A 22,236-nucleotide genomic window follows, 5' to 3' on the forward strand; every position below is an offset into this window, starting at 1 on the left:
GGCGATGCCTGTCATGCACTTTCGGATTCAATGGCCCGATGGCGACGAAGCGAACTGTTATTCGCCCTCGCTCGTCATCGGCGATTTCTTCACACCCGGCGAGGCCTATGCGCTAGGCGATTTCGTCGAACGTTCGAGGCAGGCGTTAGGCATCGCGTCGGAGCGCGTGCGCGAAAAATACGGCTTTGCCTGCTCGGCGGCGATGGATCAGCTCGCGCAGATCGAGCGTGACGCCGAGCGGTTTCGCAATCAGCCTGAGGCGACCGTCAAGGTTATCGAATTCAGCTAACCGCTTAGCTTTTACAGAGGATGCGTCATGTCGAATCCAACACCTCACGCGAGGATTGATGGGCACTATGGCGTGCTCATCGTCGGCGGCGGGCAGGCGGGCTTGTCGGTCAGTTACTACCTCAAGCAAGCCGGCATCGACCATCTGGTTCTGGAGAAGAACACCGTGACGCACACATGGCGCCAGCAACGCTGGGATGCGTTCTGTCTCGTGACGCCGAATTGGCAATGCACATTGCCCGACTACTCGTACCGTGGCGACGATCCACACGGCTTTATGAAAAAGGACGAAATCGTCGAGTACCTCGACGGCTTTATCGCGCATGTCGGTGCGCCGGTTATCGAGCATGCGGAAGTTAAACGCGTGAAGCAGCGCGACGATGGCATCTATGCGATTGCGACGACGCAAGGCGACTTCACTGCCGATCAGGTGGTGGTCGCCTCGGGCGGTTATCACACGCCGATCGTGCCGCGCCTGGCCGAGCGTTTGCCCGCGCGGATCCTGCAGTTGCAATCGTCCGCGTACCGTAATCCCCAGGCGTTGCCCGAAGGCGCGGTACTCGTCGTCGGCACCGGGCAATCCGGCGCGCAGATCGCAGAGGATCTGCATCTCGCCGGACGCAAAGTGATCCTCGCCGTAGGCGAGGCGCCGCGTTGCGCGCGCTTCTATCGGGGCCGCGATGTGGTGGACTGGCTCGCCGACATGCAGTATTACGACATGCCGGTCGAAAAGCATCCGTTGCGTGAAGGCGTGCGCGACAACACCAATCACTACGTAACCGGCCGCGATGGTGGGCGCGATATCGATCTGCGCAAGTTCGCCGCCGAAGGTATGGAACTGTATGGCAGGCTCGACGATCTGCGCGACGGTCAATTACGCTTTGCGCCGACGCTCGCCGCCAGTCTCGACGCCGCGGACGATACGTATAACCGGATCAACGCCAGCATCGACGGCTTTATCGAAAGGCACGGTATCGACGCACCGGCCGGCGGTGTCTATGAACCGCTATGGCAGCCGGCGGAGGAACGTACGACGCTCGATGTCGACGCGAGCGGCATTTCGTCGATCATCTGGTGCATCGGTTTTACGCCGGATTTCAGCTGGCTCGACGCCCCGGTGTTCAACGGCCGCGGATATCCGGCGCATACGCGCGGCATTACGCCGATCGACGGCTTGTATTTCGTCGGCTTGCCGTGGCTGCATACGTGGGGATCCGGGCGCTTCTCCGGCGTCGCGCGCGATGCCGAGTACATCGTGCAGGCGATTCGCGCGAAGGAGATGCAACGTGCGTCGATGACTGCGGCTGTGGCCGCTTGAGGCGGATGCCCGACAGCGCATGGTGAGTGAATAGAAAAACGGCCGTTGCTGTGAATCGCAACGGCCGTTCCTTTCGCAGACGCGTCTTGCTGAAGCTTAACCGCCCAGTGCCGGATCGCTCATGCTGCTATTGCCGGTTTCAACGTGTCCGGCGAGGCGCCGCGCGAACCTCGGATCCGTGTCGACCGTGATCGCCAGGTCGTACCAGCCATGCGCATTGCGCAGATCGAGGTACAACTGTTCGGTATCGCCGCCGCGCACCGAATGCCTGATCACGTTGCTCGCGTCATACGCGTTGACGATGCTGAACACGCAACGCTCGCTGCCCACATTCTTCAGACGCAGTTGCAGATTCCCGTTCGCGACGTCGTAGCCTTCGGCGACTTCGGGCCGCGCGATACTGGGGCCGTTCCACCAGCTTCTGGCAACTGGCATGCCCGAGAAGCGCCGCAAAAAGCCGTTCGGGCCGTACACCGTGAAGTCGTACGAGCCGTCGAGGTTCAGCGGCAACTGATCCTGCAGGCGTTTGCCCGCTTCGACCGTATAGGTGCGCGGCGCGTCGAGACTATGGGCGGTGTAGACGAGAAACACCGCGCCGGCGCGGCCCGTGTTGACGAAACGCATCGCCAGCTGGCCGGCCGCGCCCTCGCCGTGCACGCGCACGAACCTGTGTAATTTTTGTGAAGGTGCATTGAGGCGTCAGTGTGGAGAGGATGCGCCGTCAATCCTGGATCGCGACGATCGCCTCGATCTCGACCGTGATGTTGCCCGGCAACGAACCGACCCCAACCGCCGAACGTGAGTGGCGCCCGGCATCGCCGAATACATCGACGAACAGGTCCGAGCAGCCGTTGATCACGTGCGGATGCTCGGTGAAATCCGGCACCGCGTTGACCATGCCAAGCAGCTTGACGACGCGCTTCACGCGCCGTAAATCGCCCAGCTCGTTATGCAGTACGGCCAGCAGATTCAGGCCGACCATCTGCGCATGCCGATACGCTTCGTCCGCGCTCACGGTTGCGCCGACCTTGCCGGTCATCAGCGAACCGCTTTCGTCGAGCGGACCCTGGCCTGACAGGAACAGCAGATTGCCCTCGCGCGTGCAGTGCCTGAAATTGCCGATCGGTGTCGGCACTTGCGGGAGCTTGAGGCCGCGCGTGTGCAGCCGGTCATAGCAGTTCATCGATAGGAAAGTGATGGTAGGCGGTCTGTAGGAATTGAGCGATGCGGCGGAAATCATCGGCAAACATTAGCGCGCGGTGGTTTTATGCAGCCGGTTCCTGCTCGCGATGCCGCCAGCCGAGCCGCGCTTCGATGCGCGCCGCGACCGCTTGTACGGCCTGCGCGAAACGCTCGGTGCCGAGCGCGGCTTTCGCCTCGGGCATCACGATCGAAATGGTGAAGACGCACGTGCCGGTGTTATCGAGCACTGGCGCAGCGAGGCACGCCACCGACGCATCCGATTCGCCGATCTGGATCGACAGCCGCGCATCGAGCGCCTCACGCGCGATTTGCGCGAGCACTTGCGGCCGCGTTTCCGCGCGGCCGGTAGGTGAGCCTTGCGCGTGCTGCGCAAAAAAAGCAATTCGTTCCGCATCCGGCAGGTGCCCGACCAGCAAACGGCCGGACGCGGTCCAGTTGAGCGGCACGCGGCTGCCGACACGCGAGGTCACGCGAAAATGGCCCGGCCCTTCGGCCATTTGCTGAACCACCATCATGCCGTCTTCGAGTCCGCAGACCTGCACGGTCTCTTCGACTTCAGCCGAGAGCCGCTGCATCTCTTCATGAGCGACCGCGAGGTAGTCGAGCGAGCTGGCGTACGTCAATCCATAACCATACAGACGCGAGCCGAGCCAGATCGCGCCGTCCAGGCGCCGCGCCAGCAGATTCTTCTCGACCAGATCGTTGATGATCGAATACACGGTCGACAACGGCGCGCCCACCATGCGTGCGACTTCATACGCGGTGGCGGGGCGGTTCGCTTGCTGGAGCGCATCGAGAATCTGCACGGCACGATCGATCGCGCTGGTGCGGGTGCGCGGCGCGGCTGTCTCCGCGCCGGTATCGACACTGGCGCTTGCCGCTGCGGATGCCGATTCGGACGTGGAAGGTCGGGACGTGCGAGCCATCTTGCTCCTCTGACGCTGTATGTTTTTGTCCAGTTGACGCAAGGATATTGTATGCTAGACTGATCCGTAATTACAACACATATTCCATAATTAAGAAATAACCGGTTGGAGATGCTTGATGGACATTCGCTCTCGTTTTGGCTTACGCCCTGTCATAAATGCGTCGGGCACGATGACAAGCCTGGGCGCCTCCATTGTCAGCGCGCCGGTGATCGACGCGGCGGCGCAGATGTTGCGGCAATTCGTCGAGATCGACGACCTGCAACGCAAAGCCTCGGCGGTCATCGCGCAGGCATGCGGGAGTGAAGCCGGTTATATCACCGCATCGTGCTCGGCGGCGATCACGCTCGGCATAGCCGCAACCATGACGGGCGACGATCACGGCCTGATCGAGCGATTGCCGGACACGAGCGGCATGCCGGGCACGCGCAACGAGGTCGTGATCCAGACCGGCCACCTTGTCAATTATGGCGCACCGGTGGACCAGGCGATCCGTCTGTGCGGCGCGCGTGTCGTGCCGGTGGGCGCGGCGACCGAAGCGCACGGCTACCAACTGAATACTGCCATCACCGAACGCACTACCGCGGCGCTTTACGTGGTGTCGCATCACACGGTGCAGTTCGGCATGATCCCGCTCGAAGAATTCATCGCCGTCGCGCATGCGAAGGGCGTGCCGGTGATTGTCGATGCGGCGTCCGAATACGACCTCAAACGCTTTATCGAAGCCGGTGCGGATCTCGCGCTCTATTCGGCGCATAAATTTCTCGGCGGCCTGACGGCAGGCATCGTCGCGGGCAAGAAAGCACTGGTGCGTGCCGCGTATTTCCAGAACGGCGGCATTGGCCGCGGCATGAAAGTCGGTAAAGAAGGCATCGTCGGCGCGATTGCCGCGCTCGAACAATGGCAGCGCCGCGACCCTGTCGCGATCCGCGCTCGCGAACGCGGCTATCTGACGTTGTGGCGCGAAACCTTGAACCGTTGCAACGGCGTCTGGGCCGAGATCGACGCCGATCCGACCGGCAACCCGCTCGACCGTTTGAAACTGCATATCGATCCGAAGCAGGCCCGCATCACCGCCTGGGATCTCGCCGATGCGCTGGCGCGCCCGCCCGCAGGCGAGGCGCCGGTGATCGTGCGCGACCACGAAGCGGAGCTGCATTTCTTTTTCCTCGACCCGTGCAATCTGCACCCGGGCGAAGAGCAGATCGTGCTGGCGCGGCTGATCGCAGAACTCGAACGCGCGCAACAGTCGCCCGAACCCATCGTGACGTCGTTTTACCTGCGCGACGCCCGCCGCATCGCTGCGCGCCGCAACTGGCCGGATTAATCCTTTCCCGATTCGTATCGTTTCGTCGATGACCGTTGTTTGACCGCAGCGCCGCACGCCGTTCCCGTGCTGCTTTGACTTGCCAGCTTAGTACTACTTATATCGCCGGAACATCTCCGTGTAACCGGCGCGCTGTTTTTTCTTTCAATTTGAGGAAACCATGAAGCACAAACAGATTCTTCGTACAGCCATCGCGTTCGCTGCCGTCGGACTTGCCGCGCAAGCCGCCAACGCGCAAAGCAGCGTGACGCTGTACGGTATCGTCGATGCCGGTTTTACCTTCACGAACAATCAGAAGGGTGAAAAGGCTTATCAGGCGACGCAGGGCAATGTGCAGGGCTCGCGTTGGGGCCTGCTCGGCAGCGAGGATCTGGGCGGCGGCAACAAGGTTTTGTTCAAGCTCGAAAACGGTTTCAGCCTGGAGACCGGCGCGGCGGGCCAGGGCGGCCGGATGTTCGGCCGCAGCGCATGGATCGCGCTGACCAACAACAAGGCCGGCACGATCACGCTCGGCCGTCAGTACAACAGCGTGCAGGACTACCTGTCGAACATGCAGATCAACGGCGTCGGTGCAATGAGCCAGTACGGCAATGCGATCTACGACAACGACGATATCAACAACACGTATCGCACCAGCAACGCGATCAAATACACCACGCCGACTTACGCCGGTTTCACCGCCAACGCGATGTACGCGTTCTCGAACACCGCGGGCCAGTTCGCCAACAACCGCGCATGGAGCGTCGGCGCCGACTACGTGAACGGCCCGCTGCGGCTGGATGCGGCCTACTCGCTGGTCAATCAGCCGGCCACCAGCACCACGGGCGCGGCGCCTTCGGACAACTACTACAACACCGGTTCGTCGATCATCAGCGGCGTGAAGCGCAATCAGGTGTGGGGCGCGGGCGGTTCCTACGTGTTCGGCCCGGCCACGGTCGCGCTGCTGTACACGAACTCGCAATTCCAGTTGCTCACGGGTGGCAGCCTGCGCTTTGCCAACTATGAAGCCAGCCTGAAGTATCAGTTCACGCCGGCCACGCTGCTCGCGCTCGGCTACATCTACACGACGCAGAACACCAGCGGGAGCACGGCCGCTAACGCCCACTACAACCAGTTGAGCGTGGGCGGCGAGTACTTCCTGTCGAAGACCACCGACCTCTATCTGAACGGCATTTATCAACGCGCTTCCGGCTCGCGTGCATGGATCGAAGGCATTTCGAATCCGTCGAGCAACAGCGGCCAGTTCGTGACCGTCGCCGGCATCCGCCACAAGTTCTAAGCACGCCGCCTGCGCCGTCGCTCATGTCGAATAGCGCATAACAAAGCGGCGGCGCCGATCTTTCTTATCAGGAGCACTCATGGCGACCGTTCAAGGAAGTCTGTTACTCGTCTATGCATTGATCGCCATCATCGCGCTGGTCGTATTGATCGCGCGCTTCAAGATGAATCCGTTCATCACGTTGATGATGGTGTCGGTGGCGCTGGCGCTGGCCGTCGGTATGCCGGCGACGTCCATTCTCAAGTCGTTCGAAACCGGTGTGGGCGGCACGCTCGGACACATTGCGATCGTGGTCGGCCTCGGTACGATGCTCGGCAAGATGATGGCCGAGTCGGGCGGGGCTGAGCGCATCGCGCGCACGCTGATCGGCCTGTTCGGGCCGAAGAACGTGCACTGGGCGATGATGTGCATCGCGTTTCTCGTCGGTCTGCCGGTGTTCTTCGAAGTCGGCTTCGTGCTGCTGATTCCAATCGCTTTCAACGTCGCACAGCGTACGGGCACCTCGATGATTCGCGTCGGCATTCCGATGGTCGCGGGTCTGTCGGTCGTGCACGGTTTGATTCCGCCGCATCCGGCTGCGTTGCTTGCGGTTACCGCATATAACGCGGATATCGGTCACACGATTTTCTACGCGCTGATCGTCGGTATTCCGACCGCGGCGATTGCCGGTCCGCTGTTCTCGAAGCTGATTTCGCGTTTTGTCGTGCTCGACGGCATCAATCCGATGGCGCAGCAGTTCATCGAACAGGATGCGAAGCGCGCGCATCAGGAACTGCCGGGCTTCGGCATCACGTTATTGACGGTGCTGTTGCCGGTGTTGCTGATGCTGGTGGGCAGTTGGGCCGATCTGATCGTGCCGGCCAAATCGACAGCGAACAACGCGCTGCGCCTGATCGGTCATCCCGATATGGCGCTGCTGCTGGCCGTGCTGTTGAGCTTCTGGACCTTCGGCAAGACGCGTGGCTTTAATCGTGAGCAGATCCTCAAGTTCACCAACGAGTGTCTCGCGCCGACCGCGAGCATCACGCTGGTGGTGGGGGCGGGCGCCGGCTTCGGCCGCATTCTGATCGACAGCGGTGCGTCGAAAGCAATCGTCGATGTCGCGACCGGCGCGCATGTGCCGTTGCTGATTCTCGCGTGGCTGGTAGCGGCACTGATTCGCGTGGCGACCGGTTCGGCGACGGTGGCCATGGCAACGGCCGCCGGCATCGTCGCGCCGATCGCTGCAGCGGCGGCCGGCACGGTGGGCGGCGTGCGTCCCGAATTTCTGGTGCTGGCGACCGGCGCGGGTTCGTTGATCCTGTCGCACGTGAACGACGGCGGCTTCTGGCTGGTGAAGGAGTACTTCGGCATGACCGTGCCGCAGACCTTCAAAACGTGGACGGTTTGCGAAACGATTATTTCGGTGACGGCGCTGGCGTTTACGCTGGGGCTCTCGACCGTGATTTAAGCCGGCTCGGGTTCAATCGCGGCGCGTTTGCTGGACGTGCCGCGATTTCAAGTTGAGCGGCGCCGGTACACCTGGGCAAGGTTCAGTGCTGCCGCAAAACGAACGCCGCGATCGCCTCATTCAGCGCATCCGGTGCGTCGCGATGCGGCGAGTGTCCACAAGCATCGAGTTTGACCAATTCAGCATGCGGCACGCGCTGAGCAATCGTATCGATCTGCGCCATCGTGCCGTAGTTGTCGTCGTGGCCTTGCACCGCGAGCAAGGGCTTGCGGATAGCCGCCAGTTCCCCGGCGATGTTCCATGCCCTGAACGCCGGATTCAACCAGATATCGTTCCAGCCGTAGAACGCGGAATCGACGTCGGCGTGATAACGGCTAAGCTTGCTGGGCAGATCCGTGGTCTCGTACAGATCCTTGGTTTGCGCGATGCTCTCCACTGAAATGTCTTCGACGAATACGTGCGGCGCGATTGCCACCGCGCCCGCCAACGCGTCTGGAAACAGCGCCGCATACAGCAGCGTGATCGAGCCGCCGTCGCTATGGCCGATCAACCACATGCGCTTGCGTTCCCGCATGTCGATATCGAGTGCATCGAGCAACGCAGGCAAAGTCTCGCGCGCTTGTGCCGTCATGAAATCGACTGGCCATTTCACATGATGCGCGCGCGGTGTCGAGCGTCCATAGCCGGGACGCGAGTACACCAGGCCACGCATGCCGAGCCGCTCGCACAACCGCTGAGGCCAGTCGCGCCACATCGCAATCGAACCGAGTCCTTCATGCAGGAACACGGCGATCGGGGCGCCGCTAGCCGCCCCGTTCACCCAGCGATACTCGATACTCAACGGCCCGTGCGTCGCCGTGGCGGGCAGTTCGGCGATGTCGCCATCCATGGTTGCGGTCGCGGCGTTCTGCATGGCTCACCTTATGACTGTTCGCGCAGTTTGAAGCGTTGAATTTTCCCGGTCGCGGTCTTGGGCAGGTCGTCGACGAACACGATATCGCGCGGATACTTATGCGGCGCGAGCCGTTCCTTGACGAAAGCCTTCAACTCATCCGCGAGTATCTCAGACGGCGCGAATTCATGCTGCACCACGACGAACGCGCGCGTCTTGACGAGCCCGCCATGATCCACGCCGACCACGGCCGCTTCCAGCACCGCATGGTGCTGCACCAGCACCATCTCCACTTCGACCGGCGACACGTACTGACCGCTGACTTTCAGCATGTCGTCGCTGCGGCCCGCATACACATAGCAGCCGTTCGCGAGGCGGCGATACTTGTCGCCGCTGCGAATCCATTCGCCGAGAAAGGTGGCGCGCGACTTCTCGCGATTGCTCCAGTACATCAGCGCCGCGCTCGGCCCCTTGATATACAGGTCGCCGACTTCGTCATCGGGCACTGGGCGGCCGGCTTCGTCGCGCAGTTCGACCTCATAGCCGGGCACGGGGCGCCCGGTGGTGCCGTATTCGACCGCGCCCGCGCGATTGGACAGGAAGATATGCAGCATTTCGGTGGAGCCGATGCCGTCGAGAATTTCGCAGCCGAAGTGCGCGGTGAAGCGCTCGCCGATTTCGCGCGGCAATGCTTCGCCGGCCGACGTGCATACGCGCATCGCCACATCGGCGCGCGCGGGCAGATTGGGCGACGCGAGCATGCTGGCATAGAGCGTCGGCACGCCATAGAACACGGTCGGCCGATGCTGCACGAGGCGCGTGAAAATCGCGTCTGGGGTGGGGCGCTCCGCCATCAACACGGCGGTTGCGCCGACCGCAAGCGGGAACGTCAGGCCGTTGCCGAGACCGTAGGCAAAGAACAGCTTGGCCGCGGAAAACACCACATCGTTTTCCACGATGCCGAGAATCGGCTTCGCGTACAACTCGGCGGTCCAGTAGAGATTCGCATGCGTGTGGACCGTGCCTTTCGGCTTGCCGGTCGAACCCGACGAATAGAGCCAGAAGGCGATGTCGTCGCAGCCGCTCGCGGCCGGTTTGGCGGCAGGCGCGGTGGCGTCGAGCAGATCTTTCAGTAACGGCGCCGAGATAGGCTCGCCTGCGGGCGGCTGCGAGACGATCAACTGGCAACCGTCATGTTCGGCGGTAGCCAGCGCCTCGGTGACGTTCGGCAACAGCGCGCCTGACGCGATCACCGCACGCGCATGACTATGCGTGAGCATGTAGACGTAATCGGCGGCGGTGAGCAGTGTGTTCGCCACCACCGGCACGACGCCCGCATACAGCGCGCCGAGAAAGGCGATCGGCAGTTCGACGGTATCGAGCATCACCAGCAGCACGCGTTCTTCCGGATGCACGCCGAGCGTGCGCAACGCACTCGCGAAGCGCCGGGCGCGTTCTTCGAGTTCGCCGTAGGTCGTGGTGCCGGTGTCGTCGATATAAGCGACCTTGGCCGCGCGCGCTTCATTCAGGTGAAACAGCCAGGCTGCGAAATTGAATTGCGCGGGCGGCGGCGCGACCGTCGCGGCGGGCTGACTCGCAGCGGGTTCCAGCAGGGTGTCCATATGTCTCCTCTATCGGGTGAGGGCGGTCCGGCTGTTATGTGCTCTTGATCCGCTCGGTGCTTGCGTGCCGCTTGTGCGTCCGGGTGCCGCTAGGTTGTCGGCAAATTCGTCGTTTGCGTCAGTGCGTCGATTGCCGCGCTCGATGCCTGAACAGCCGAGCGCCGGTGATAGAAACCCAGCGCGCGAATACCGCCGAGTTCTTCGCCGCCGCCCGCGCGCCCCGGGCCGCCGTGCAGCGACATCGGCATCACGTTGCCGTGACCGGTCTGACTCTGCTGGACGGCCGGCGAGATCGCATGCACGCGGCCGTGCGAATCGGCGAGTTCCAGTGCGAGCAGGCCGAGATGCGCGTCGTCGTTCGAATAGATCGAGGCGACGAGCGAACCCTGGCCGCGTCGCGCGAGCGCGATGGCGTGGGCCTCGGGCAGGGCGTGGCCGGCGCTGGCGTTTTCCTCCAGGACACGATAAGGCGCCACGGTCGCCACCGGACCGAACACTTCGACATCGTGCAGCAGCGTTGCGGTATCGGGATCGTTGACGACGAACAGGTGCGGCGCGACGCAAGCCGCAATCGTTAGGTCCGCGTCGATGAGCGGCACGGCCGAACCGTCGTAGGCGAGCACGGCTTCTTCGCGCAGCGCGGCGATGCCGGCCAGCACGTTATCGTATTGCTCGCGGCTCACTAGCGAGCCCATCCGCACCGCTTCGTTGCGTGGATTGCCGACGGTGATCTTCGCGAGTTTCGCTTTGAGCGCGTCGAGCACTGCTTCGAGCGATGCTTCCGGTACGAAAGCACGCCGGATCGCCGTGCATTTCTGGCCGGATTTCACGGTCATTTCGCGTACCACTTCCTTGATGAACAGCTCGAATGCCGGTGTGTCAGGCGTTGCATCGGCGCAAAGAATCGCGCTATTCAGACTGTCGGCTTCGACATTCAAACGTGCGCCGCGCTGCACGAAGGCCGGATGCGCACGCAGCGTCGCGGCGGTTTCGGCGGAGCCGGTGAAGGACACCACGTCGAATGCCTGCACCTGATCGAGCAGGCCCGCCGAGCTGCCGCAGATCACCGACAACGCGCCGGCCGGCAGAATGCCCGCGTCGACCACGTCGGCGACCATGCGTTGTGTGAGCCATGCCGTCGCCGTGGCGGGTTTGATGATCACCGGCACGCCGGACAGCAAGGCCGGCGCCGCTTTCTCCCACAAACCCCACGACGGAAAATTGAAGGCGTTGATGAAGAGCGCCACGCCGCGCGTCGGCGTGAGCACGTGCTGCACGCTGAACGACTGGTCCTTGCTCAACGATACGGCGTTACCGTCTCGCAGCGCATGCACGTCGCCGAGCGATGCACCGAGTTTCGCGTAATACGACAGCGTAAAAATCCCACCGTCGATATCGACTGCCGAATCGTTGCGCGTGGTGCCCGAGTTGGCGGTGGCGATCGCGTAGTAGTCTTCGCGCTTCGTTTGCAACAGCTTGACGATTTCGGCGAGGCGGGCGGCGCGTGCGGCGTAGGTCAGCGCACGCAACGCGGCGCCGCCGTTTTCACGGGCGAATTCGAATGCTTGTGCGAGGTCCAGGCCCTGGCTTGAAACACGCACGAGCGCTTCGCCCGTGACCGGATCGGTCAGCGTGATGCCTTCGCCGCTGCCTGCGACCCATTGGCCTGCAACGTAGTTCTTCAATAGTTCGGTCATGGTGTGGATCTCGCGGTTGTCAGGCAGCAGCGAATTCGATGGCGCCTTGCGGCAGCAGATACAGCACCAGCGCCTGACCGTTCGCAACGGTCGGACGATGCGCGCTACCGGGGCCGTACACGCACCAGCCGGCCGGATGGCCGTCGAAGGTGGCGCCTTCGGTGAGCGGCATGATCAGGTCGATCTCGCCGTTCGGATGAACGTGAAGTGGACCGGCAATATCCTTCATGTCGACCACGTCGACGGAAAAGCTGTGGGTCTCGGGCAGCGCCTTGAAGATGCGGCCGTAGCGGATGCCGCCGCCTTCGCGGTTGCACAGCCAGCCTTCAGCGACGCCGCTGCGGCAGGCCTCCGCGAGTTCGCGGAAAGTCGCGCCGTCGGCCGGATACGTGTCGTTCAGCCACGCGGCCAGCGTGCCGTCGAGCGGCCGGCCGGCGAGTTGTGCTGTGATGCCTGCAATCAGGCGTTGGAAGTCATGTGGGGACATGCGAGCCTCCAGATCGGCGCGCGCACGCACCTTGGTTCATGCGTGTTCGAGCGCCGTCTCCGTTACGCCGCCGAAAAATATCGAGGGCGTTTGTCATTGGATCAATATTTGGCGAAAATTAACCGCTCATGAAGTGCATGTCAAGCACTATAGTACATATATCGCAGTTAGGAGGTCGCTAGACATGAATCAAAATTACTCTCCCGCACCGCTGGACGAACTGGCCGATGGCGACGCAAGCCGCGCGGGCCGAGCCGATAGCGGGGCCGAGCGCGGCGGCGAGCGCGAGGAACGCGATCCTTTTCTGACCGCGATGGGCGAACGCGTGCGCCTGCTGCGCGCGCGCCGCGGCATGACCCGCAAGACGCTGGCAACGGAAACCGGCCTGTCCGAGCGGCATCTGGCGAATCTGGAATCGGGTGTGGGCAATGCGTCGGTGCTGGTGCTGCGGCAGATCGCGGCGACGCTGAACTGCCCGCTGGCTGAAGTGATCGGCGACGAAACCACCGCTTCCGCTGAGTGGCTGCTGATTCGCGAACTGCTGCATGGGCGTGACCAGGCGGCGTTGCAGCGCGCCCGCGTGGCGCTTGCCGAGATGTTCGCGCAGGCGCCGCGCGACCCGCATCGCAAGGACCGGATCGCGTTGATCGGCCTGCGCGGCGCGGGTAAATCCACCTTCGGCCGGATGCTGGCGCAGGAGCGCAAGGTGCCGTTCGTCGAGCTGACGCGCGTGATCGAGCAACTCGCGGGCTGTCCGCCGTCGGAGATTCATTCGCTCTATGGCGCGAGCGCTTACCGGCGCTATGAGCATCGCGCGCTCGAGGCGGTGATTCAGGAGCACGAGCGCGCGGTGATCGCGTCGCCGGGTGGGCTGGTGTCGGAATCGGGCACCTTCAACGCGCTGCTGTCGCACTGCTTCACGGTGTGGCTGCAGGCTACGCCGGAAGAGCATATGCGCCGGGTGATCGCGCAAGGCGATCTGCGGCCGATGTCGGGCAACAAGGAGGCGATGGACGACCTGAAGCGCATCCTGGCGGGGCGTAGCGAGCTATACGGACGTGCCGACATGAGCTTCGACACCAGCGAGAAAACGCTCGCCGACGCCTATCTGCAACTGCGCGACCGGCTTGCCGCAAAGCTCGCGGCCGAAACGCCGGACGACGCACGCGTGAGCTGAGATGCAGTCGCGCGCTAGGGGTTTACTAGCAAACATGCACTAAAGTGCTTTACATGGGAATGACGATGCACTATTGTTCAAAAACAAGTTTTGCTTCGTCCAGTCAGGAGACGCCCCATGCCCACAGCAGAAACCGCCATCGCGCCGGTCGATTACCGCACCGATCCCTCGCAGTACAAGCACTGGAAACTGAGCTTCAACGGTCCCGTCGCCACGCTCGGCATCGATATCGCCGAAGACGGCGGGATTCGTGACGGCTACAAGCTGAAGTTGAATTCGTACGACCTCGGTGTCGATATCGAACTGCACGACGCGATACAGCGCATCCGCTTCGAGCATCCGGAAGTCAAAACGGTGGTGCTGACGAGCGTGAAAGACCGCGTGTTCTGCTCGGGCGCCAACATTTTCATGCTGGGTTTGTCGACGCATGCGTGGAAGGTCAATTTCTGCAAGTTCACCAATGAGACGCGTAACGGCCTGGAAGACTCGTCGCGTCATTCCGGTCTGAAGTTTCTCGCTGCCGTGAACGGTGCGTGCGCCGGCGGTGGTTATGAACTCGCGCTGGCTTGCGATGAAATCTATCTGGTCGATGACCGATCGTCGTCGGTGTCGTTGCCGGAAGTGCCGTTGCTTGGCGTGCTGCCGGGTACGGGCGGCCTGACGCGCGTCACCGATAAGCGCAAGGTGCGCCACGACCGTGCCGATATCTTCTGCACGGTGGTCGAAGGGATTCGCGGCGAACGCGCGAAAGAATGGCGTCTGGTGGATGAAGTCGTGAAGCCGAACCAGTTCGATCAGGCGATCCAGGCACGCGCACTCGAACTCGCCGCGCAAAGCGATCGTCCGTCGGGCGCGCAAGGCGTGACGCTCACGCGTATCGAACGCACCAATCGCGAAGACGGCCTCACTTACAAAACGCTCGACGTCACGATCGATCGTGCAAAACGTATCGCGACGTTCACTGTCAAAGCGCCTCAAGCAGAACAACCCACGGATGTCGCCGCAATCGTCGCCGCAGGCGCGAACTGGTGGCCGCTGCAGTTTGCCCGCGAACTCGACGACGCGATCCTGTCGATGCGCACCAACGAGCTCGAGGTCGGCACGTGGGTCTTCAAGACCGAAGGCGATGCACGCCACGTGCTCGCGGCGGACGCCACGCTGATGCAGCACAAGGACCACTGGTTCGTGCGCGAGACGATCGGGCTGCTGCGCCGCACGCTGGCGCGCATCGACGTGTCGTCGCGCTCGCTGTTCGCGTTGATCGAACCCGGTTCGTGCTTTGCCGGCACGTTCGCGGAGCTCGCGTTCGCCGCCGACCGCACCTATATGGCCGCGCAGCCGAGCAATGAAGACGAAGAGCCGGCGATCACGCTGTCGGAAGTCAACTTCGGTCTCTACCCGATGGTCACGCATCAATCGCGTCTCGCACGCCGCTTCTATGAAGAAGCCGGGCCGCTCGACGCCGTGCGCTCGAAAATCGGTCAGGCGATCAAACCGGTCGAAGCCGAACGTCTGGGTCTCGTGACCGCGTCGCCCGACGACATCGATTGGCCCGACGAAATCCGCATCGCACTTGAAGAACGCGCGGCGATGTCGCCGGATGCGTTGACCGGTCTCGAAGCGAATCTGCGCTTCAACGGTCCGGAAACGATGGAAACACGCATCTTCGGCCGGCTTACCGCCTGGCAGAACTGGATTTTTAACCGGCCGAACGCAGTGGGCGAGAAGGGCGCGCTCAAGGTGTACGGCAAGGGCAGCAAGGCGCAATTCGACGTCTCGCGTGTTTGACGCGCGTCGGGACGTGCTCGACGCGGCATCAAGAAATGCCTCCTGCTCCGATCCGCGCCTCTCGCACTTAAACACTGCTGTTTCCCGTCCGGGTAACGACCCGGGACTCGACCAAGGAACCGACCATGTCAACGATCAACTACAGCGAAAAGATTCCGAACAACGTCAATCTCGCCGACGACCGCACGCTGCAACGCGCGCTCGAACAATGGCAGCCGAATTTTCTGTCGTGGTGGGGCGATATGGGTCCGGAGGGCTCGCACGGCTATGACGTGTATCTGCGCACCGCGGTGAGCGTCGACGCGGGCGGCTGGGCGCACTTCGATCATGTGAAGATGCCGGACTATCGCTGGGGCATTTTCCTCACGCCCGGTGAGCAGGACCGCAAGATTCATTTCGGCGAGCACAAGGGCGAAGCCGTGTGGCAGGACGTGCCCGGCGAGCATCGCGCCAATCTGCGCCGCATTATCGTCACGCAAGGCGACACGGAACCGGCCTCGGTCGAGCAGCAGCGGCACCTGGGCCTGACTGCGCCTTCGATGTACGACCTGCGCAACCTGTTCCAGGTGAACGTGGAAGAAGGGCGCCACCTGTGGGCGATGGTGTATCTGCTGCATCGCTACTTCGGCCGCGACGGCCGTGAGGAAGCCGAAGCATTGCTCGGCCGCCGTTCGGGCGACGAAGACAATCCGCGTATTCTCGGCGCCTTCAACGAGAGAACGCCGGACTGGCTCGCGTTCTACATGTTCACCTACTTCACCGATCGCGACGGCAAATTCCAGTTGTCGGCGCTCGCCGAGTCGGGTTTCGATCCGCTTGCGCGTACGACGAAGTTCATGCTGACCGAAGAAGCGCATCATATGTTCGTCGGCGAATCGGGTGTGTCGCGCGTGATCCAGCGTACCGCGCAGGTCATGAACGAACTGGGCACGGATGACGTCGCCAGGCTTCGCGCGGCGGGCGTGATCGATCTGCCGACGATCCAGCGCTATCTGAACTTCCATTACTCGGTGACGATCGACCTGTTCGGCGCCGATCATTCGTCCAATGCCGCCACCTTCTATAGCTCGGGTCTGAAGGGCCGCTATGAAGAGAACAAGCGCGACGACGATCACCAGCTGAACGGCCAGAGCTACAAGCTGCTCGACGTGCAGGACGGCAAGCTGGTCGAGCGCGAAGTGCCGATGCTCAACGCCATGAACGAAGTGCTGCGCGACGACTACATCAAGGATTCGATGGCGGGTGTCGGACGCTGGAACAAGGTGCTCGAGAAAGCCGGTGTCGATTTCCGCATGACGGTGCCGCATAAAGCGTTCAACCGGCAGATCGGCACGTTTGCGGGCACCCGGGTGGCGCCGGACGGCCGCGTGGTGAGCGAGACCGAATGGGCCGCCAACGAAGCGCAGTGGCTCGCGACGCCGGAAGACCGCGCGTATGTTGCCTCGCTGATGGGCAGCGTCACGGAGGCCGGCAAGTTCGCGAACTGGATCGCACCGCCGGCAATGGGTGTGAATCGTCAGCCGATCGATTTCGAATACGTGCGCTTCAACTGAGCATTAGCGGACGAAGTGCGCGGCGAACGCATGCGCGGTAATACACGGTGGAGGAATTCATGAACGGCCCAGTATCGATCGAAGTTCTCAGGCAGCATCTGATCGATCCGGAAATCTGCATTCGCTGCAATACCTGCGAAGAGACTTGCCCGGTCGATGCGATCACGCACGACGAAAACAATTATGTGGTCAAGGCGGATATCTGCAACGGCTGCATGGCGTGCGTGCCGCCGTGTCCGACCGGCGCGATCGACAACTGGCGCACGGTGTTGAAAGCCGACGCGTATTCCATCGACGAGCAGTTCACGTGGGACGTGTTGCCGGAACAGAACACGATGGCGGTACCCGCTGCGGATGAAGCGGCGGCCGGCGCATCGGGCGACACGACCGTGGAAGCGAGCGGCATCGAAGTCGATACCGTGCGTGGTTCGGTCGTGCCGCCGTGGTCCGCCGCGAAACCGTATGTGAATCTCTACACGCATAAGGATCCGACCACCGCGACGGTGGTCGGCAACTACCGGCTCACCGACGCTTCGACCGATAGCGACATTCATCACATCGTGCTCGATTTCGGCTCGATGCCGTTTCCGGTGCTGGAAGGCCAGTCGATCGGCATTCTGCCGCCGGGCGCGACCGCCGACGGCCGCGCGCATCACGCGCGGCAGTATTCGATTGCCAGCCCCCGCGACGGCGAGCGGCCCGGCTACAACAACGTCTCGCTGACCGTGAAACGCGTGGCCCAGGAGCACGGCGATGCGACCGATGGCGTGTGCTCGAACTATCTGTGCGATCTGAAGAAGGGCGACGTGGTGAAGGTGATCGGGCCGTTCGGCGGCACCTTCCTGATGCCGAACCATCCGAACTCGCATCTGTTGATGATTTGCACGGGCACCGGTTCGGCGCCGATGCGCGCGATGACCGAGTATCGGCGCCGGCGCCGTCTGAAAGGCGCGACCGGCAAACTGATGCTGTTCTTCGGCGCGCGCACGAAAGAAGAATTACCTTACTTCGGTCCGCTGACGAATCTGCCGAAGGACTTCATCGATACGAATCTGGCGTTTTCGCGCACGGTCGGGCAGCCCAGGCGTTATGTGCAGGACGCGATGCGCGAACGTGCGGTCGACGTCGCGCACATGCTCAAGGACGATAACACGCATATCTACGTGTGCGGATTAAAGGGCATGGAAGACGGCGTGTTGCAGGCGCTCAAGGAAATCGGCGAACAGCATCAGATGGATTGGGACGCGCTGTGGGCGAAGCTGAAGCGGGAAGGGCGGTTGCATCTGGAGACTTACTAGACGTATTGAACGCCGGTGATTTCAATCGCGTTATGTCATAGCGAAACGGCCCCGGCGCTTCCCGGAAGCAACGGGGCCGTTTTTATCTTGCCGGGTCGGCGCCGTCTTCATGCTGTGCCGGCGACACCGCCCCGCACGCCCGAATCACCAACTGCACGACTTCCTCAGTGGTCGCCTCGAACGCCTTGTGCGACAACGCGCGCTTGCCCTTGAGCGCGCGAATCTGCGCGTCGAAGTCGGCGTAATGCTGGGTGGTCGCCCAGATCATGTACATCAGGGTTTGCGCGTCCACGGGCGCCAGCAGGCCACGCGCGATCCAGTCGTCGATCACCGTCACGCGGCTGTCGAGCCACGGCTTCACGCGCGCGGTGAGGATGTCCTGCATATGCTCCGCGCCGTGGATGATCTCGCTCGCCCACACCTTCGAGCCAAGCGGCCGGCGGCGCGACAATTCCATTTTCGCGCGCACGTACCCGCCGATCGCGACGACCGGATCGTCGCTGCATTCGAACGTATCGGCGGCGCGATACCAGTCTTCGAACAGATCTTCGAGCACGCGTCGATACAGCGCGAGCTTGGTCGGGAAGTAGTAATGCAAGTTGGCTTTCGGTAAGCCTGCACGTTCGGCGATCATCGCGGTGCTGGTGCCGTCCAGGCCGCGCTCCGCGAAAACCGCCTCGGCGCACGCCAATAAATGCGCTTCATTCGACTCGCGAATATGCGCCTTGCGCCGCCGCAAAGGTGTGCGGTTTTCGTCGCTTTCTGTGATGTCGGCAGCCACGTCGTCGTCTCTCATGTTCGCCCTGAGCGGCATGCGTGCCGCGTCGCGCTTCATTCTAGTCGTTTGGACGAGGATGGACATCAGCATTCGCAGCCCACGATAAATCCATGCTGCAACGCAATGGCACGCTTCTCGCTATGTTTCCTACCGTACGAAAAGCATTGATTTGGCGGATTTAATCGTCTACAACCTGTCCAACTGGACAGGATTGGAAGAGCGGGCGATGCCCCAGGGTTTGCCCTCTGTATAAGAGGCGCTCGAAGGCATCGAATGTGCACCGCCGCCGTGCGGCCACGCCCCAAAACCGCCGCCGATGCACCAGTTTCATGTCGGTTCACCGAAAGGAGCGAGACGAATGAACGCGGTATCCGAAGCGCTGAAGCACGCCGAACCCGCTACGTCGATCAAGGTCGACGGCAAGCGGCTGTGGGACAGTCTGATGACGATGGCGAAGATCGGTGCGACGCCGAAAGGCGGTGTCTGCCGCCTGGCGCTCACCGATCTCGACAAACAAGGTCGCGACCTGATCGTCAGTTGGGCGAAGGAAGCGGGTTGCACGGTCTCAGTCGATCAGATGGGCAACGTGTTCATGCGCCGCGCCGGGCGCAACCCCGCTGCGTTGCCGGTGATGACCGGCTCGCATGCGGATTCTCAGCCTACCGGCGGCCGTTTCGACGGCATTTACGGCGTGCTGGGCGGACTCGAAGTGATCCGCAGTCTGAACGATCACGGCATCGAGACCGAGCATCCGGTCGAAGTGGTGATCTGGACCAACGAGGAAGGCTCGCGCTTCGCCCCGGCGATGGTTGCATCAGGCGTGTTCGCCGGTGTCTTCACACTGGAATACGGCCTCTCGCGCAAGGACGTGGACGGCAAGACGATCGGCGAGGAACTCAAGCGTATCGGCTACGCGGGCGATCTTCCGTGCGGTGGCCGCCCATTGCATGCGGCGTTCGAATTGCACATCGAACAGGGGCCGATTCTCGAAGCGGAGCAGAAAACCATCGGCGTCGTGACCGATGCGCAAGGTCAGCGCTGGTACGAAATCACGCTGACAGGACAGGAAGCGCACGCGGGTCCGACGCCGATGCCGCGACGTCGCGATGCATTGCTCGGCGCCGCGCGCGTGGTCGATCTGGTGAACCGCATCGGTCTCGACAACGCGCCGTTCGGCTGCGCGACGGTCGGCATGATGCAGGTCTATCCGAACTCGCGCAACGTGATACCGGGGCGGGTGTTTTTCACCGTCGATTTCCGTCATCCGGACGATGCGGTGCTCGCGAAGATGGATGCCGCGTTGCGCGAAGGCGTGGCGGCCATTGCGAGCGGCATCGGTCTGGACACCGAGTTCGAGCAAATCTTTTACTACGCACCGGTCGCTTTCGACGAAGCCTGCGTGAAGTCCGTGCGCGCGGCGGCCGAACGCTTCGGCTATCCGCATCGCAACATGGTGTCCGGTGCAGGACACGACGCCTGTTATCTGTCGCAAGTCGCGCCGACCTCGATGGTGTTCGTGCCTTGCATCGACGGGATCAGTCACAACGAGATCGAGGACGCCACCTTCGAATGGATCGAGGCGGGCGCCAACGTGTTGCTGCACGCGATGCTGGAGCGTGCATGCGAGCCGGTTTCATAATGTTTCGGCGGTAGCGGTCGATAGTGGTCGATAGTGGTCAATTAGCCAGCCTCACCGTAGTGCCCATAAAACATGCCGTCCCGGCTCCGCTCCTGCGCAGCCGGCAGGACCGGCTACGTCCTCACATCGAAGAAGGAACGTGTATGGCCATCAAGCAAACCGGCGACATTGCCGCTCAGCGCCTGTCGCCCGATCAGCTCTCGTGCGAGTTCGCCGACATTGCGCCGTTGCTCGACGCGAGCGCCGCGGCCGCGGCGGCGAGCCGTTGTCACTACTGTTACGACGCGCCCTGCGTGAATGCGTGTCCGACGCAAATCGACATTCCCAGTTTCATCCGCAAGATCGGCAACGGCAATCTGAAGGGTGCGGCCGTCGACATTCTGTCGGCGAATCCTTTGGGTGGCATGTGCGCGCGCGTTTGCCCGACCGAGATTCTTTGCGAGGGCGCTTGCGTGCGTAACCATCAGGACGCGAAGCCGGTGGCAATCGGCGCGCTGCAACGGCATGCAACCGATTGGGCGATGGCGCGCGGCGAGGCGCTGTTCAAGCGCGCCGCTGAAACGGGCCGGCATGTCGCCGTGGTCGGCGCGGGGCCGGCGGGGCTCGCTTGCGCGCATCGTCTCGCATTGGCGGGGCATCGCGTGACGATTTTCGATTCGCATGAGAAAGCGGGCGGTCTCAACGAATACGGCATCGCCGCTTATAAAACAGTCGATGATTTCGCTCAGCGTGAAGTGGCATGGCTGTGCTCGGTCGGTGGCATTGAAATCAAACACGGCGCGATGTTAGGGCGTGATGTGAGCCTCGATACGTTGCGCCACGAACATGACGCGGTGTTCCTCGCGATGGGTCTGACTGGCGTGCGCGCGTTGGCGATGGAAGGCGAAGACCTGAGCGGCGTCATGAACGCCGTGGATTTCATCGAACAGGTGCGCAGCGCGAGCGACTTCGGCACCGTGCCGGTGGGCCGGCGCGTCGTCGTGATCGGCGGCGGCAATACCGCGGTGGATGCGGCGGTGCAGAGTCGCAAGCTCGGTGCGGCGTCGGTGACGATGGTGTACCGGCGCGGCGTCGAATCGATGAGCGCGACGTGGGCCGAGCGTGAATTCGCGCAGACCAACGGCGTCACGCTTATTACACATGCAAAGCCCATGCGTTTGTTAGGCGTTGGTGGCGTGGTCACGGGTGTCGAATTCGAACGCACGTCGAGCGAAGGCGATCAGGAGCGCTTCGTGGTTGAAGCCGACATGGTGCTCAAGGCGATCGGCCAGACGCTGGTGCCGGTCGGTATCGAGCGCGAGCTTTTGACGCTGGACGGCAGCCGCATCGCGGTCGATGCAAACGGGCGGACCTCGCTGTCCGATGTGTGGGCGGGTGGCGATTGCGCGGCTACGGGCGCCGTCGATCTCACGGTGCAAGCCGTGCAGGACGGCAAAGTCGCCGCTGCCGCGATCGACGCTTTGTTCGCTCGCACGGCTATCAAAGCCGCATAAGCGACCCTCACACCAAGACAG

Annotated in this window: 18 protein-coding genes and 1 pseudogene; 11 read left to right on the plus strand and 8 right to left on the minus strand. The window is 62.6% G+C overall.

Annotated elements, in window-relative coordinates:
• The first annotated feature begins 4 nt into the window (after nt 1–4).
• Both SB772_RS31910 and SB772_RS31915 read left to right on the plus strand, forming a co-directional pair.
• Nucleotides 5–289, plus strand: coding sequence for an MSMEG_0570 family nitrogen starvation response protein (locus tag SB772_RS31910; protein WP_410837132.1), 285 nt, complete (start codon nt 5–7; stop codon nt 287–289).
• Nucleotides 290–316: 27 nt separating this feature from the next.
• The gene (locus tag SB772_RS31915; RefSeq protein WP_410837133.1) at nt 317–1,606 is read left to right on the plus strand and encodes an MSMEG_0569 family flavin-dependent oxidoreductase; all 1,290 of its coding nucleotides are present in this window, start codon (nt 317–319) and stop codon (nt 1,604–1,606) included.
• A 96-nt stretch (nt 1,607–1,702) separates the two neighbouring features.
• On the opposite strand, the pseudogene SB772_RS31920 reads toward SB772_RS31915, so the two are convergent.
• From SB772_RS31920 to SB772_RS31930, 3 genes and pseudogenes are all read right to left on the minus strand, one after another.
• A pseudogene (locus tag SB772_RS31920) lies at nt 1,703–2,272 on the minus strand (phospholipase domain-containing protein); the annotation flags it as partial.
• A 55-nt stretch (nt 2,273–2,327) separates the two neighbouring features.
• A complete protein-coding gene (locus SB772_RS31925; protein ID WP_410837134.1) occupies nt 2,328–2,789 on the minus strand; it encodes a RidA family protein in 462 nt (153 codons plus the stop codon).
• An 82-nt stretch (nt 2,790–2,871) separates the two neighbouring features.
• Entirely contained in the window at nt 2,872–3,735 is an 864-nt protein-coding gene (locus tag SB772_RS31930; RefSeq protein ID WP_410837135.1) for an IclR family transcriptional regulator, read from the minus strand.
• A 172-nt stretch (nt 3,736–3,907) separates the two neighbouring features.
• On the opposite strand from SB772_RS31930, the gene SB772_RS31935 reads away from it, so the two are divergent.
• The 3 genes from SB772_RS31935 to SB772_RS31945 all read left to right on the plus strand — a co-directional run bounded on the left by SB772_RS31935 (nt 3,908) and on the right by SB772_RS31945 (nt 7,791).
• Nucleotides 3,908–5,062 (plus strand): aminotransferase class V-fold PLP-dependent enzyme, encoded by a 1,155-nt coding sequence (locus tag SB772_RS31935; protein WP_410837136.1) that lies wholly within the window; start codon nt 3,908–3,910, stop codon nt 5,060–5,062.
• A gap of 160 nt (nt 5,063–5,222) precedes the next feature.
• Nucleotides 5,223–6,341 carry a porin gene (locus tag SB772_RS31940; RefSeq protein WP_410837137.1) on the plus strand — a complete coding sequence of 373 codons (1,119 nt, stop codon included), beginning with the start codon at nt 5,223–5,225 and terminating at the stop codon, nt 6,339–6,341.
• A 79-nt stretch (nt 6,342–6,420) separates the two neighbouring features.
• Nucleotides 6,421–7,791, plus strand: coding sequence for a gluconate:H+ symporter (locus SB772_RS31945; RefSeq protein WP_410837138.1), 1,371 nt, complete (start codon nt 6,421–6,423; stop codon nt 7,789–7,791).
• 82 nt (nt 7,792–7,873) lie between these two features.
• On the opposite strand, the gene SB772_RS31950 is transcribed toward SB772_RS31945, so the two are convergent.
• The 4 genes from SB772_RS31950 to SB772_RS31965 form a co-directional block, all read right to left on the minus strand.
• On the minus strand, nt 7,874–8,704 hold the full coding sequence (locus tag SB772_RS31950; protein WP_410837139.1) for an alpha/beta fold hydrolase: 831 nt from the start codon (nt 8,702–8,704) through the stop codon (nt 7,874–7,876).
• Nucleotides 8,705–8,712: 8 nt separating this feature from the next.
• Nucleotides 8,713–10,305, minus strand: a complete 1,593-nt coding sequence (locus SB772_RS31955) for a benzoate-CoA ligase family protein (protein ID WP_410837140.1) — start codon at nt 10,303–10,305, stop codon at nt 8,713–8,715.
• Between the two features lie 89 nt (nt 10,306–10,394).
• Nucleotides 10,395–12,002, minus strand: a complete 1,608-nt coding sequence (locus SB772_RS31960; RefSeq protein ID WP_410837141.1) for a 3,4-dehydroadipyl-CoA semialdehyde dehydrogenase — start codon at nt 12,000–12,002, stop codon at nt 10,395–10,397.
• Nucleotides 12,003–12,021: 19 nt separating this feature from the next.
• The gene (locus SB772_RS31965) at nt 12,022–12,489 is read right to left on the minus strand and encodes a DUF4863 family protein (RefSeq protein ID WP_410837142.1); all 468 of its coding nucleotides are present in this window, start codon (nt 12,487–12,489) and stop codon (nt 12,022–12,024) included.
• A gap of 184 nt (nt 12,490–12,673) precedes the next feature.
• Here SB772_RS31965 and SB772_RS31970 point away from each other — a divergent pair, with 184 nt between their 5' ends.
• The 4 genes from SB772_RS31970 to boxA all read left to right on the plus strand — a co-directional run bounded on the left by SB772_RS31970 (nt 12,674) and on the right by boxA (nt 18,305).
• Nucleotides 12,674–13,666: a helix-turn-helix transcriptional regulator gene (locus SB772_RS31970; protein WP_410837143.1), complete on the plus strand. Its 993-nt coding sequence runs from the start codon at nt 12,674–12,676 to the stop codon at nt 13,664–13,666.
• Between the two features lie 117 nt (nt 13,667–13,783).
• Nucleotides 13,784–15,454 carry a 2,3-epoxybenzoyl-CoA dihydrolase gene (boxC, locus tag SB772_RS31975; protein WP_410837144.1) on the plus strand — a complete coding sequence of 557 codons (1,671 nt, stop codon included), beginning with the start codon at nt 13,784–13,786 and terminating at the stop codon, nt 15,452–15,454.
• A 125-nt stretch (nt 15,455–15,579) separates the two neighbouring features.
• Entirely contained in the window at nt 15,580–17,007 is a 1,428-nt protein-coding gene (boxB, locus tag SB772_RS31980; protein ID WP_410837145.1) for a benzoyl-CoA 2,3-epoxidase subunit BoxB, read from the plus strand.
• Nucleotides 17,008–17,066: 59 nt separating this feature from the next.
• The gene (gene boxA, locus SB772_RS31985) at nt 17,067–18,305 is read left to right on the plus strand and encodes a benzoyl-CoA 2,3-epoxidase subunit BoxA (RefSeq protein WP_410837146.1); all 1,239 of its coding nucleotides are present in this window, start codon (nt 17,067–17,069) and stop codon (nt 18,303–18,305) included.
• Nucleotides 18,306–18,387: 82 nt separating this feature from the next.
• Here boxA and SB772_RS31990 read toward each other — a convergent pair whose 3' ends face one another.
• Complete coding sequence (locus SB772_RS31990; protein WP_410837147.1) at nt 18,388–19,140, minus strand: TetR/AcrR family transcriptional regulator; 753 nt, start codon at nt 19,138–19,140, stop codon at nt 18,388–18,390.
• A gap of 301 nt (nt 19,141–19,441) precedes the next feature.
• Here SB772_RS31990 and SB772_RS31995 point away from each other — a divergent pair, with 301 nt between their 5' ends.
• On the plus strand, nt 19,442–20,722 hold the full coding sequence (locus SB772_RS31995; RefSeq protein ID WP_410837148.1) for a Zn-dependent hydrolase: 1,281 nt from the start codon (nt 19,442–19,444) through the stop codon (nt 20,720–20,722).
• Nucleotides 20,723–20,865: 143 nt separating this feature from the next.
• Nucleotides 20,866–22,215, plus strand: a complete 1,350-nt coding sequence (locus tag SB772_RS32000) for an NAD(P)-dependent oxidoreductase (RefSeq protein ID WP_410837149.1) — start codon at nt 20,866–20,868, stop codon at nt 22,213–22,215.
• The last annotated feature ends 21 nt before the right edge of the window (nt 22,216–22,236 follow it).

It is taken from the genome of Paraburkholderia sp. SIMBA_030 (assembly GCF_046535245.1).
In the GTDB taxonomy this organism is placed as follows: domain Bacteria; phylum Pseudomonadota; class Gammaproteobacteria; order Burkholderiales; family Burkholderiaceae; genus Paraburkholderia.